The sequence below is a fragment of the Alsobacter sp. genome, from assembly GCF_059501845.1.
On the sequence record NZ_JCACDK010000012.1, the window covers coordinates 21,996 to 34,122 of the forward strand.

Consider the following 12,127-nt stretch of genomic DNA (forward strand, 5'->3'; position numbering starts at 1 on the left):
GACGGGGGGTCCGGCAAACGCCGAGGCGTGGGACATGTTCCTGAGGGTCGGGGAGGGTACGAGAGGCCGTTGCGAACGCCCGGCCCGTCCTTGCGAGAAGCGCAGCGCCAGATCAGGCCGACAGGCCTGGGTTGTTTCGCTTCGCTCGCTAGGACGGGGAGTGTCCGGCCCTAGCAATCCAGCGTGTTGTCCCGCTCCCAGTCGGTGAGATGCGCGGCGTAGGCGTTCCACTCGGCTGTCTTGAGCTTGACGAACGCCGTGCAGAACTCCTCGCCGAAAGCCTGCCGCAAAGTCGTGGAGGCTTCGAAGGCGCGTAGCGCATCGAGAAGGTTCAGCGGCAGCCGCTTGGCTTCCTTCACCGTGTGGCCGTCGACATACATGTCGATGTCGAGCCGCTTGCCGGGGTCGCGGCCGTTACGGATGCCATCGAGGCCGGCGGCGATCATGCCGGCCTGCAGGAGGTAGGGGTTCACCGCTCCGTCGGCGAGGCGCAGCTCGAAGCGGCCGGCCTCCGGAATGCGGATCATGTGGGTGCGGTTGTTGCCGGTGTAGGTGACGGTGTTGGGCGACCAGGTGGCGCCGGACGTGGTGCGCGGCGCGTTGATGCGCTTGTACGAGTTCACCGTAGGGTTGGTGATCGCGGCCAGTGCCTCGGCAGAGTGGATGAGGCCGCCTATGAAGTGGTAGCCGGCCTTTGAGACGCCGAGTTCCCCGGCCTCGTCGTCGAACAGGTTGCGGCCGTCGCGGCTCCACAGCGAGACATGGGCGTGGCAGCCATTGCCGGTCAGCGCCGTGAAGGGCTTCGGCATGAAGGTCGCCCGCAGCCCATGCTTCTCGGCGACCGACTTCACCATGTACTTGAAGAACGCGTGCCTGTCGGCTGTGACGAGGGCGGTATCGTAGTTCCAGTTCATCTCGAACTGGCCGTTGGCGTCCTCATGGTCGTTCTGATAGGGCCGCCAGCCCAGCGCCAGCATGGCGTCGCAGATCTCGGTGATGACGTCGTAGCGGCGCATGAGTGCGGACTGGTCGTAGCAGGGCTTGGCCTGCCGGTCCGCCGCGTCGGAGATGGCCGTGCCGTCGGGCGAGATGAGGAAGAACTCGCACTCGACACCGCTCTTGAGCTCGTAGCCGTCCTCGGCCGCCTTCGCGACCAGGCGCTTCAGGAGGTTGCGAGGAGCTTGGTCGACCGGCTTGCCGGCCATCCAGAGATCGGCGGCAAGCCATCCCACCTCGGGCTTCCACGGCAGCTGGATGAGGCTCGCGGGGTCCGGGATGGCGAACAGGTCGGGGTGGGCGGGTGTCATGTCCAGCCACGTCGCGAACCCGGCGAACCCGGCGCCGGCCCGGGCCATCTCGGCGATGGCCGCCGCGGGCACCAGCTTGGCGCGCTGCGTGCCGAACAGGTCGGTATAGGAAATCAGGAAGTACCTGATCCCGCGTTCCTTCGCGGCTACGGCCAGATCCAGCGTCATGTCGTCCCCCTCCGAAGTCGCTAAGCGGATCCGAAGCAAGGACCGCGCCGCCGATCCAGCCTCAGATCCCCCCGCGCCCTGACCCGGGGATCCAGTCCGTTCCCGCCAGCGGGACGCGCGCCATTGCCGCTGCCTCGATGGTGAGGGCGACGAGATCCTCCGGCTCCAGATTGTGCAGGTGCGTCTTGCCGCAGGCGCGGGCGATCGTCTGCGCCTCGAGCGTCATGACGGCGAGGTAATTGGCGAGCCGACGGCCACCGAGTTCCGGATCGAGACGAGCTGCAAGAACAGGATCCTGCGTCGTGATGCCCGCCGGGTCGCGGCCCTCGTGCCAGTCGTCATAGGCCCCGGCCGTCGAGCCCAGCGCGCGATAGTCGTCCTCCCAGCGCGGGTCGTTGTCTCCGAGCGCCACGAGGGCGGCCGTGCCGATCGACACGGCGTCGGCTCCCAGCGCCAGGGCCTTGGCAACATCGGCGCCGTTCCGGATGCCGCCGGAGACGACCAGTTGCACCTTGCGGTGCATGCCGAGGTCCTGCAGCGCCTGCACGGCCGGGCGAATGGCTCCGAGGATCGGAATGCCGACATGCTCGATGAAGACGTCCTGCGTTGCCGCGGTGCCGCCCTGCATGCCGTCGAGGACCACCACGTCGGCTCCGGACTTCACGGCGAGCGCGGTGTCGTAGTAGGGGCGGGAGGCTCCCACTTTTACATAAATGGGCTTTTCCCAGTCGGTGATCTCCCGAATCTCCTCGATCTTGATCTCGAGATCGTCCGGGCCCGTCCAGTCGGGGTGGCGGCAGGCCGAACGCTGGTCGATGCCCTGCGGCAGGGTTCGCATGTCCGCGACGCGCGGCGAAATCTTCTGGCCCAGCAGCATGCCGCCGCCGCCGGGCTTCGCTCCCTGGCCGACGACGATCTCGATGGCGTCCGCCCGGCGCAGATCGTCCGGGTTCATGCCGTAGCGCGACGGCAGGAGCTGGTAGACGAGCAGCTGGGAGTGCCCGCGCTCCTCCGCAGTCATGCCTCCGTCGCCTGTCGTCGTCGAGGTGCCCGCCATCGTGGCGCCGCGTCCCAGCGCCTCCTTGGCCTGGGCGGAGAGGGAGCCAAAGCTCATGCCCGCGATGGTCACCGGAATCTTCAGCTCGATGGGCTTCTTCGCGAACCGCGTGCCCAGCATGACGGTGGTGGCGCAGCGCTCGCGATAGCCCTCGAGCGGATAGCGGCTGATGGAGGCGCCGAGGAAGAGCAGGTCGTCGAAATGCGGCAGCTTGCGTTTCGTCCCGCCGCCGCGGATGTCGTAGATGCCTGTCGCCGCAGCCCGGCGGATCTCCGCCAGCGTCGCGGGATCGAACGTGGCCGAGAAGCGCGGCGGCGTGCGGGGAGGCTGGCCGTCGGTCATCAGTACGCCCCCGCATTGTCGACGTGGAAATGGTAGAGCCCGCGGGCTGAACCGTAGCGGCGGAACTCGGAGACATCGACCTGGCCGGCGATCCCGGCGGCCTCGAGCTTCTTCCAGAGCTTCTCTCGGTGATGATCCGTCATGCGCTTCTCGACGCAGTCGGCCCCGAGCGACTTCGCCGTGCCCCGCACGTAGAGGCGCGCCTCGTACAGGCTGTCGCCAAGGCTCTCACCGGCATCGCCGAGCACGGTCAGCGTGCCCGCCTGGGCCATGAAGGCGGACATGTGGCCGACCGAGCCTTTCACCACGATGTCGATGCCCTTCATGGAGATGCCGCAGCGGGCGGCAGCGTTGCCGTCGATGACGAGCATCCCGCCCCGTCCGGTCGCACCGGCGGACTGCGAGGCATCGCCCGTCACGTGGACGAAGCCGGACATCATGTTCTCGGCCACACCCGTGCCGGCGTTGCCGCGCACGATCACCGTGCCGAGCTTGTTCATGCCCGCGCAGTAATAGCCGGCATGTCCCTCCACCTCGACCGTCACCGGCGCGTCGAGCCCTGCCGCGATGGCGTGTGCGCCACCCGGGTTGAGCACGCGCCAGTGCGTCTTGTTGCTGTCTGCGGGGAGCGCATGCAGTGCGGCGTTCAGTTCACGCAGCGGCGCGGCGGATAGGTCGAAGACGGGCATCAGTGCCGGTCCCAGAAATAGACCGTCGCGGGCTCGGGCTCGAACAGCCTCGCCGAGCCGATGCCCGGCAGGTCGGCGAGAGCCCGGAACTCCGAGCCGAAGGCGACGTAGGCGTCCGTCTCCGCCATGACGGCCGGCTTGCAGGCGATGGGATCGCGCAGCACGCCAAATCCGCTCTCGGTGCCGACGACGAAGGTGAAGAAGCCGTCCAGCGCGTCGAGCGCATGCTCCAACGCGACGCCGAGACTTTCGCCCTGGCGAAGCCGCCAGGTGAGATAGCCGGCCGCGACCTCGGAATCATTGTCCGTCTCGAAGCTCAGTCCCTCACGTCGCAGGACGCGGCGCATGTCGTTGTGGTTGGAGAGCGAGCCGTTGTGGACGAGGCACTGGTCCACGCCGGTCGAGAAGGGATGCGCGCCGAGCGTGGTGACCGCGCTCTCGGTCGCCATGCGGGTGTGGCCGATGCCGTGCGTACCCGCCATTCCGGCCAGCCCGAAGCGGCGCGCCACGTCGGACGGCAGGCCAACCTCCTTGTAGAGCTCCATGCGCTTGCCCGCTCCGACGACGTCGATGCCAGGCTCGCCGGCGGCGAGAGCTGCCCTGACGGCCGGCTCCCGCCCGGAGGGAACGGAGATCACGGCATGGGTGTCGCGCATCGTGACCGGGACAGGCTCGCCTGCAGCCGGCTGAAGTGCAGCGGCAATGGCTGCGAAGTCCGTCCCGGACGGTCCGCGAAGGGTGAGTTTCACGCGGCTGTCGGCGCCCTCGCCATAAACCGCAAACCCTGCCGAATCGGGGCCTCGATCACACATGACGTCGAGCATCGAGGCCAGCATTCCGCCGAGCTCGGGCTGCAATCGCTCGTCCTTCAGGAAGAGCCCGACGATGCCGCACATGACCGCGTACCCCGATATCGAGAATGGCGGGACGCTACTGCGGCACGGCTGGCGCATCAACCCTTCCGCTCACATTTTCTTCCGGAGAAGAAACAGGCCGACGTCACTGGCGGGGGTAGACGATGATCGACAGATACGTCATCGGGCGCACGACGAGCGTCTCCGGGCCGTGCGGCGCGCCGGAGTCGAAGAGCAGCGAGTCGCCGGGCCTGAGATGGTAGGTATCGCCGCCGTGCCGGTACAGGACCTCGCCGCTCAGCATGTAGATGAACTCGATCCCCGCATGCTGGAAGCCGGTATAGGCCTCCGCATCCTCGCGCAGCGTGATCAGGTACGGCTCGACCGCCACCTCGCCACGCAGGACGTGGCCGAGCAGCTCGTAGACATGCCCGACCTTGGTGCCCCGGCGCTCGATGGTGACCCCACGGCCGGCCGGCACGTAGGAGCAGTCCTGCCGTTCCTCGAAGCTTGCGAAGAGGGACGAGATGGAGACGCCCAGCGCCGCCGCGACCGACTGGAGTGTCGAGAGGGACGGGGAGATCTGCCCGTTCTCAATCTTCGACAGCATTCCCGTCGAGATCCCCGCCGCGGCGGAAAGATCGATTGTCGAGAGGTCGCGTTGCCGCCGCAGCGCGCGGATCTGCCGTCCGATCGCGAGTTCCAGCACACGGGGCGGCGCGGGAGGCGCATCCGACCCCGTCGCCAGGCCATCCTCCGGCTTCCCGCCCTTCAGCTTGTCACCCGTGCCCGCCATTCAGTCCCTCTCCAACCCTCGATTGCCTGCAACGCCGAACTACGCGGCTCCCGGCCGCCATCCCAGGCGCTGCAACGATGCGTTGTGGAGCCGGCTCAGCAGCACGAGCGCAGCGATAGCTCCGATGAAGGCCATCAGCATGTCGGACTGCGCATCCCACACATCCCCCTGCGAGCCGAGGAAGGCGGCGCTGGCGCCGCCCAGCGCCACTGCCGTGAACCATTCGATGATCTCGTAGATGGCGCTGAAGGCGCCCGGCACGGCAACGCACAGCACGGGGAGCCAGCGATTGCGCGGCTCGAGCCGGAAGGGCGACCAGCGCAGCAGGATTTCGCGGGTCAGGATGGCTGGGGTCACCCCCTGCGCGAGGTGCCCGAGCTTGTCGTAATTGTTGCGGTCCCAGCCGAACCATCCCTTGGCCCACTCACCGAGCGGTACCTCGGCATAGGTCCAATGTGCGCCCGCCAGGAGGATGAGGCAGTGCACGAAGACGAGTCCGTAGAGCAGGTCCGACAGCCTGTAGCGCCGGGAGGTGAGGACCATCGCGGGAACGGCGACGACGACCGGCAGGGCTTCCAGCCACCATGTCAGGCGGTCCGAAGCACCCACATAGGACGAGGCCGTCGCTGCCAGCACGAGGGCAAGAAGAACGAGCGGGAGAAGTCCGGGACGGGCGGTCTCCCTCGTCTTCGCGTCTCCGGTACCCACCGCGCTCATGCCACCTCCATGGATCCAGCAAAGGACGCGCTACTACGCCGCGTCAATCCCGGCCTCGACGCCAGACACCTTCACACAGGCGCCCCTGCTGGTAGGAAGGGCGGGGGAGGAGTGACGAGCGATGGACATCCAGGAGTTCGACTACGTCGTCGTCGGTGGCGGGTCCGCCGGCTGCGTGCTGGCCAACCGCCTTTCCGCCGACCCCCGCAATCGGGTTGCGCTGCTCGAGGCGGGCGGCAACGACAACTGGATCTGGTTTCACATCCCCGTCGGCTACCTCTTCGCCATCGGCAACCCGCGCGCCGACTGGCTGATGAAGACGGAGCCCGTGCCGGGATTGAACGGCCGCGCCCTGAACTATCCGCGCGGCAAGGTGCTTGGCGGCTGCTCGGCCATCAACGCCATGATCTACATGCGCGGCCAGGCCGCCGACTACGATGGGTGGCGCGAAATGGGCCTGCCCGGCTGGGGCTGGGACGACGTGCTGCCGATCTTCCGCAGCCACGAGGATCACCACGCGGGCGAAACCGAGCACCACGGCGCCGGCGGGGAATGGCGGGTCGACAAGCCGCGTGCCCGCTGGGACATCCTGGAAGCATTCATCCGGGCAGCCGAGTCGAGCGGAATCCCGCGCACGGACGACTTCAACCGGGGCGACAACGAGGGTGTCTCGTATTTCCAGGTGAACCAGAAGAACGGCCGCCGCTGGTCCGCCGCGCGTGGGTTTCTTCGTCCGGCCATGGGCCGGCCGAACCTCGCGGTGATCACCGGCGCGCACGCCACCCGCGTGATCGTGGAGCAGGGCCGTGCCGTGGGGGTCGCCTATGACCGGGCCGGCATGCCGGCCGAGGCGCGGGCGCGGCGCGAGGTGGTGCTGACCGCTGGCGCCATTGCGACGCCGCACCTGCTGCAGCTTTCGGGGATCGGGTCAGGCTCCGTGCTTCAGGGCCTGGGTGTTCCCGTCGTCGCCGACCTGCCGGGCGTCGGCGCCAATCTGCAGGACCATCTGCAGATCCGGCCGATCTTCAAGGTGAGCGGGGTGAAGACGCTGAATTCCGAGTACCGCTCGTTGCTGAAGCGCGCGGCGATGGGCGTCGAATACGCGTTCCTGCGCCGCGGCGCACTCACCATGGCGCCGTCGCAGCTCGGCGCGTTTACGCGCTCATCGCCCCGTTACAATCGTGCCAACGTGCAGTTCCACGTGCAGCCGCTGTCGCTCGACCGTTTCGGCGAGCCGATGCACGCCTTCGACGCATTCACGGCCAGCATCTGCAACCTTCGCCCGACGAGCCGCGGAACGGTGACACCCAGGAGCCCGGACCCGCGCCAGCCCCCGGCCATCCAGCCCAACTACCTTGCAACCGCCGATGATCGCCAGGTGGCGGTGGATTCCATCCGGCTCGTTCGCCGGGTCGTCGCGGCTCCCCCGCTCGCGCGCTACAAGCCGGAGGAGTACAGGCCGGGCCCCGAGCTGGTGACCGAGGACGACCTCGCGAAAGCGGCAGCCGACATCTCTACGACCATCTTCCATCCCGTCGGCACGGCGCGGATGGGACCCGACGGGGACGGGCTAGCCGTGACGGACGAGCGACTTCGGGTTCGCGGAATAGCCGGCCTGCGCGTGGCCGACGCGTCGGTGATGCCGACCATCACCTCGGGAAACACGAACTCACCGACAATTATGATTGCCGAGAAGGCCAGCCGCATGATGCTGGAGGACGCGAAGGCGGTGGGCTGAGCCGGATCAGCCCGCCAGCAAGGCTCGCGATTGCCGCGCCAGCTCGTCGCGGTCCGCGGCAAGGTTCTCCACGCGCAGCCACGTTTCCCACGCCGGCATGATGCTCCAGCCCTGCACACCCGCATGCGCGAGCGGAAGCCGGTAGTGGAAGACCGGCCGCGCGCTGATCTTCTCCCGCGGCAAAACAGCGCGGACGCCTTCCGGGTCGAGGTGCGCGAGAAGAGGCAACAGATCCATGCCGCGCCTCCGCGTCGGGTTGGCGCTCAGATAGTCACGGGCGAAGGCCGCAGCATCCGGATCATAGTCCGGCGAGAGGACGAGCCGGGCATAGGCGGATGGAAAGCACGCCGTGAGCGCCGACAGGGTGTCTTCCCGTCCCTCGGCGCAGGCCAGCCTGACCTCCTGCTCCAGCACGAGGAAGGCGCGGAGATAGGCGACCAAAGTCGCCACCGTCTCGTCTGGCGGGTCGATGTTGAAGTGAAGCCCCAGCGTGTCGAACAGGATCGTCCCTTCGCCACGGGCCCCGGCAGCATGCAGGCAGGCTACGGCGTCGTCGACTTCCGCGAGCCGGTGGAAGGGCAGGGGCCCCGTGATGAACTCGCGCGGAACAAAGGGCTGCACGAGGGAGCCGAGCCAGTCGGCAGAGCGATCGTCGAGCCTGAAGGCGAGTTCAGGGTGCCGGCGCGGGTGCACCGCCCGAAGATCGGTCTCGATTCGCAGCTCGCCGAGCCGGCTGCCGGATATGCGGAATGCGTGCGGATCTTCCTTTTCCAGCGTTCCACCCAGGCCCGCGGCGAGCGCGGCGGCGGCGGCGCGGGCTGACGGTCCGAGGAACTCCACTTCCACGCCGGTGCGGCGCTCCCGGCGAGCGGGCCGTGTTGCCGGGGCGATGTCATCGCTGAGCGCTGGCGTCTGCATTGCCCGGGAGATGGCGATTCAGGAGGCTGGTTGCAACGCCGGAGGAGTGCTGGGAACTCGCGCGCGTCAGGACCGGGCGACTCACAAAGGTTGACGTCAAGCTATTACTGTTAATTTAATAGCGCAGATGCTTTAAATTGAAGAGGCCGACTGGGAGGATCATCATGTTCTTCCGTTGGAGTGACCGGCCGGCCCTGATGTTCCCGGGCCGTGCCTATGTGATCCAGAGCCCCGGTGAGGGCTGGACAGAAGTCGACTACCGCGACATCGCCTCAGAAGCGGAAACCCTGGCCCAGGACGAATTCTGGACCGAATTCGAGAGCTGGAAGCTTCCAGGCTTTCCGCCCGAGTTTGCGCTGCTCGAGCGGAGGCCGGAATTCTTCAATCCCGTGCGGACCCGCGGGCGACGGCTGGCGTTTTTCTGAGCAACTTCCGACGAAGCTCTTCGCAAAAGCTCCCTTTTCGTGGAGCGACAGAGTGCAATTGCGACGGAGACCGATCGGGTCGCCGTCGTGAAGCTTGTCTTCCGGGCCAAAACCTGATTTTATATCAAGTGTCTGGCGGGCTCATTTCACGCTGGTTGTAAATGCCGCCGCCAGGATGGCTCCGGTTCCCGATCTGCCAGGCATACCCGAGCCGTCTTTCCTTTGACGCATACCCCGCCTTTCCTGCGCGTTGAGCCTTTGGATAATTCACGCGTGTCGCCATATAATGGCGGTGCGGAGGACACGGACGTGGCCCGTTACTACTTCGACGTTCTCGCAGGCAAGGACTGCAAGCCTGACAAGATCGGCATCGATCTGCCCGATCTGCCCGGCGCAGTGTCGGAGGCGATCGCTCGCGCCACAAAGCTCCTGAAGCAGCAGACACCCGAGGGCGAGGACCGCAGGTCCTGGATGCTCGTCGCACGCGGGCAGGACCTCAACGTCATCTTCGTGATCCGGCTGTCCATGGTGCTGACGGCACTGCTCTGGGCGACGACACGCCTGCACTGACGAGCCGCCGCCGTGACGGCGGCTCGCTGTCGCGAACCCGGCCTCAGACAGGCGGCGGATTGCGCTCGGCGAAACCACGCTGGTGCCAGTAGGGGTAGACAGGCGTGACATCGCTCGCGGCGTCGAGACGCGCGACCTGCTCTGTCGTCAGGTTCCAGCCAACAGCCCCGAGGTTCTGCATCAATTGCTCCTCGTTGCGCGCGCCGATGATGACGGTCGAGACGGTCGGACGCTGCAGAAGCCAGTTCAGCGCGATCTGCGGGACGGTCTTCCCGGTCTCGGCGGCGATCGCGTCGATCGCGTCGACCACCCGGAACAGGCGCTCGTCCTCGACCGGTGGCCCGTTCTCGGCGGTCTTGTGCAGGCGGCTCGTCTCGGGCAAGGGCTGCCCGCGCCGCAGCTTCCCGGTGAGGCGGCCCCAGCCCAGCGGGCTCCACACGACCGCGCCGACGCCCTGGTCGAGCCCGAGCGGCATCAGCTCCCATTCGTAGTCGCGGCCGATCAGCGAGTAATAGGCCTGGTTGGCGACGTAGCGGGACCAGCCATACCGATCCGACACGGCCAGCGACTTCATCAGGTGCCAGCCGGAGAAATTTGATACGCCGAGATAGCGCAGCTTCCCGGCCCGCACGAGCTCGTCCAGCGTGGAGAGAACCTCCTCGACGGGCGTGTGGGCGTCGAAGCCGTGGAGCTGGAAAAGGTCGATGTAGTCGGTGCCCAGGCGCTTCAGGGCCGCGTCGATTCCCTTCACGAGCCGGTAGCGCGAGGAGCCGACATCGTTCGGGCCGTCGCCCGTCCTGAAGGTCGCCTTGGTGGAGATGATCACCTTGTCGCGCCGCCCGCGGATGGCGGCGCCGAGGATCTCCTCGGCCGCGCCGCCCGAATAGGCGTCAGCGCTGTCGAAGCAGTTCAGGCCATGGTCGAGACAGATGTCGAGGAGGCGCCGGGCCTCGTCGGCCTGTGTGCTGCCCCATTCCTGGAAGAAGGCGCCGCGCCCGCCGAACGTGCCAGTGCCGAAGCTCAGGACCGGCACGTTGAAGCCGGACGCGCCCAATCGCCTGTATTCCATCACGTCCTCCGCGGGAGAGCGGGCCCTGAAGCCCTGTCGGGTGGGATCATCGGGCGGAGAGCATGCCCGGTCCAGCGCCCCGGCGCCATGCAGTCCCGCGCGGTGAGCGGGGCAGCGTCACTGCAGCCCGCCGGCGGCCTCGACCGGAGCGCTCACGACCCCCGCGGCACCCTGCGCCGTTGCCGCCAGGTTTCCGGCCGCCGCGTCGATCTGGTCGTCGAGGCTGCGCCGGGTGGCGGGGTCGACGATCGCGATGGGCGCCGAAACGGCGGCGCCGGCCACTGCCCCGACGGTGCTGGCGGCACCCTGCGTCACCTGGGCGATCCGTTCGCCCAGGCCGACGCGCTGGTCCGTGATCGTCTGGCCGTCGACGAGCCTCTGGCCGATCAGCTTCACCACTTCCGGGCTCTCGGCGAACTTGCCGTGGTTGAGATCGTCCCCTGTCCGCAACTTCGTCAGGTCGAGCACGGTGATCCTGTCGGCCTTGAACTCGTCCCTGTAGGGCTCGCTCTCCGGGTTCACCGCGCCCAGGCGGGGGACGTTGCCCCAGACGCGCCTGGAAACGGCCAGGGCACGGTCGTCCTGCGAGACGAACAGGGTGACGTCAGGCCGGTCCTTGCCGAGCGAGGCGAACTGGCGGCGAAAGACATCGACGTCGACGTCGGGCGCCGCGAGCATGACGTTCTTGATCCGCGGGGAGACCCGGCCGTCGCGGATCGCCATCTGGCGCAGCGACTCCAGCGCCAGCCAGTTGCCCATGGAATGCGCGAGGATCGAAATTTCGCCGACGGCGGGATCCTTCGAGAGCGACTGGAGCAGGTCCTCGAGGGCGTCGCGGGAATAGTTGGTGCTCTCCCTGTCGTAGCCATAGGCGAAGACGCTGCCGCGCGACGGCCAGGTGAAGAGCACGGGCACAACCGGCGCGCCGCTGTCGTGGACGATCTGGGCAAAGCGGAAGACGGCGTCGTCGAAGCGGTTGTTGAAGCCGTGGACGAAGACGAGAACGCGGCGGCCCGGCGTCTTTCGAACGGCCTGGCCGAACCACTTCACCGCCTGCGGCTTTTCGAGCCGCTCGGCGTAGGTGGTCACGAAGTCGGTGGCCGGATTGCCGGGAACGCGCGAGGGCCACTGCACCTCGCCAATCTTGCGCGCTGTATCGGGAGGGATCGACACGCCGATGCGGGCGAAGGCCGGCTTGTCGGCCCGCTCGCCCGTGAAGAGATCCTTCTCGATCGTGGTCGAGGCGCGGGTGGTGGCGACGAGGAGGTCGACCTGGCTCGTTCCGGCCACTGTGGTTGGAACGGGCACGAGCGCACCGATGCGGTCGGACGCACATCCCGCGACAAGGATCGCTGCAAGCAGGGCGGGCAGGGCGGTGCGGCGCATGGTGGCTCCGGGAAAGTGCAGCCGCAGAGTCCCTCCAATGGCGCCAAAATCAAGGTCGCTGATGCCGCCCCCTCCCGAATAGGGGAGGGAT

General features: G+C 67.6%; 12 protein-coding genes. 3 read left to right on the top strand and 9 right to left on the bottom strand.

The window, feature by feature from the left end; genetic code table 11:
• Positions 1-170: 170 nt before the first annotated feature.
• The 6 genes from glnT to AC5JCN_RS10485 all read right to left on the bottom strand — a co-directional run bounded on the left by glnT (position 171) and on the right by AC5JCN_RS10485 (position 5,930).
• The gene (gene glnT, locus AC5JCN_RS10460; RefSeq protein WP_495754991.1) at positions 171-1,475 is read right to left on the bottom strand and encodes a type III glutamate--ammonia ligase; all 1,305 of its coding nucleotides are present in this window, start codon (positions 1,473-1,475) and stop codon (positions 171-173) included.
• A 61-nt stretch (positions 1,476-1,536) separates the two neighbouring features.
• Positions 1,537-2,874 (bottom strand): FMN-binding glutamate synthase family protein, encoded by a 1,338-nt coding sequence (locus AC5JCN_RS10465; protein WP_495754992.1) that lies wholly within the window; start codon positions 2,872-2,874, stop codon positions 1,537-1,539.
• Positions 2,874-3,563 carry a protein glxC gene (locus AC5JCN_RS10470; RefSeq protein ID WP_495754993.1) on the bottom strand — a complete coding sequence of 230 codons (690 nt, stop codon included), beginning with the start codon at positions 3,561-3,563 and terminating at the stop codon, positions 2,874-2,876. The genes AC5JCN_RS10465 and AC5JCN_RS10470 overlap by 1 nt, the downstream gene beginning before the upstream one ends.
• Positions 3,563-4,459 carry a class II glutamine amidotransferase gene (locus AC5JCN_RS10475; protein ID WP_495754994.1) on the bottom strand — a complete coding sequence of 299 codons (897 nt, stop codon included), beginning with the start codon at positions 4,457-4,459 and terminating at the stop codon, positions 3,563-3,565. The genes AC5JCN_RS10470 and AC5JCN_RS10475 overlap by 1 nt, the downstream gene beginning before the upstream one ends.
• A 103-nt stretch (positions 4,460-4,562) precedes the next feature.
• Positions 4,563-5,213 carry a helix-turn-helix domain-containing protein gene (locus AC5JCN_RS10480; RefSeq protein ID WP_495754995.1) on the bottom strand — a complete coding sequence of 217 codons (651 nt, stop codon included), beginning with the start codon at positions 5,211-5,213 and terminating at the stop codon, positions 4,563-4,565.
• Between the two features lie 39 nt (positions 5,214-5,252).
• On the bottom strand, positions 5,253-5,930 hold the full coding sequence (locus AC5JCN_RS10485; RefSeq protein WP_495754996.1) for a DUF2238 domain-containing protein: 678 nt from the start codon (positions 5,928-5,930) through the stop codon (positions 5,253-5,255).
• 121 nt (positions 5,931-6,051) lie between these two features.
• Here AC5JCN_RS10485 and AC5JCN_RS10490 point away from each other — a divergent pair, with 121 nt between their 5' ends.
• Entirely contained in the window at positions 6,052-7,668 is a 1,617-nt protein-coding gene (locus tag AC5JCN_RS10490; RefSeq protein WP_495754997.1) for a GMC family oxidoreductase, read from the top strand.
• Positions 7,669-7,674: 6 nt separating this feature from the next.
• Here the strand turns inward: AC5JCN_RS10490 and AC5JCN_RS10495 are convergent, their stop codons facing one another.
• Positions 7,675-8,586: an amidoligase family protein gene (locus AC5JCN_RS10495; RefSeq protein WP_495754998.1), complete on the bottom strand. Its 912-nt coding sequence runs from the start codon at positions 8,584-8,586 to the stop codon at positions 7,675-7,677.
• Between the two features lie 164 nt (positions 8,587-8,750).
• Between AC5JCN_RS10495 and AC5JCN_RS10500 the strand changes: the two genes are divergently transcribed.
• Both AC5JCN_RS10500 and AC5JCN_RS10505 read left to right on the top strand, forming a co-directional pair.
• On the top strand, positions 8,751-9,011 hold the full coding sequence (locus AC5JCN_RS10500; RefSeq protein ID WP_495754999.1) for a hypothetical protein: 261 nt from the start codon (positions 8,751-8,753) through the stop codon (positions 9,009-9,011).
• A gap of 309 nt (positions 9,012-9,320) precedes the next feature.
• Positions 9,321-9,581 (top strand): DUF6894 family protein, encoded by a 261-nt coding sequence (locus AC5JCN_RS10505; RefSeq protein ID WP_495755000.1) that lies wholly within the window; start codon positions 9,321-9,323, stop codon positions 9,579-9,581.
• Positions 9,582-9,624: 43 nt separating this feature from the next.
• Here the strand turns inward: AC5JCN_RS10505 and AC5JCN_RS10510 are convergent, their stop codons facing one another.
• Both AC5JCN_RS10510 and AC5JCN_RS10515 read right to left on the bottom strand, forming a co-directional pair.
• The gene (locus AC5JCN_RS10510; protein ID WP_495755001.1) at positions 9,625-10,650 is read right to left on the bottom strand and encodes an aldo/keto reductase; all 1,026 of its coding nucleotides are present in this window, start codon (positions 10,648-10,650) and stop codon (positions 9,625-9,627) included.
• A gap of 117 nt (positions 10,651-10,767) precedes the next feature.
• A complete protein-coding gene (locus AC5JCN_RS10515) occupies positions 10,768-12,036 on the bottom strand; it encodes an alpha/beta hydrolase (RefSeq protein WP_495755002.1) in 1,269 nt (422 codons plus the stop codon).
• Positions 12,037-12,127 lie beyond the last annotated feature (91 nt).

Excerpts from the sequence above, each read along its gene's own strand:
- AC5JCN_RS10475 (WP_495754994.1), bottom strand. The coding sequence starts at position 4,459 with ATGTGCGGCATCGTCGGGCTCTTCCTGAAGGACGAGCGATTGCAGCCC.
- AC5JCN_RS10500 (WP_495754999.1), top strand. The coding sequence starts at position 8,751 with ATGTTCTTCCGTTGGAGTGACCGGCCGGCCCTGATGTTCCCGGGCCGT.
- AC5JCN_RS10480 (WP_495754995.1), bottom strand. The coding sequence starts at position 5,213 with ATGGCGGGCACGGGTGACAAGCTGAAGGGCGGGAAGCCGGAGGATGGC.
- AC5JCN_RS10495 (WP_495754998.1), bottom strand. The coding sequence starts at position 8,586 with ATGCAGACGCCAGCGCTCAGCGATGACATCGCCCCGGCAACACGGCCC.
- AC5JCN_RS10485 (WP_495754996.1), bottom strand. The coding sequence starts at position 5,930 with ATGAGCGCGGTGGGTACCGGAGACGCGAAGACGAGGGAGACCGCCCGT.
- AC5JCN_RS10465 (WP_495754992.1), bottom strand. The coding sequence starts at position 2,874 with ATGACCGACGGCCAGCCTCCCCGCACGCCGCCGCGCTTCTCGGCCACG.
- AC5JCN_RS10490 (WP_495754997.1), top strand. The coding sequence starts at position 6,052 with ATGGACATCCAGGAGTTCGACTACGTCGTCGTCGGTGGCGGGTCCGCC.
- AC5JCN_RS10515 (WP_495755002.1), bottom strand. The coding sequence starts at position 12,036 with ATGCGCCGCACCGCCCTGCCCGCCCTGCTTGCAGCGATCCTTGTCGCG.
- AC5JCN_RS10470 (WP_495754993.1), bottom strand. The coding sequence starts at position 3,563 with ATGCCCGTCTTCGACCTATCCGCCGCGCCGCTGCGTGAACTGAACGCC.
- AC5JCN_RS10510 (WP_495755001.1), bottom strand. The coding sequence starts at position 10,650 with ATGGAATACAGGCGATTGGGCGCGTCCGGCTTCAACGTGCCGGTCCTG.
- glnT (WP_495754991.1), bottom strand. The coding sequence starts at position 1,475 with ATGACGCTGGATCTGGCCGTAGCCGCGAAGGAACGCGGGATCAGGTAC.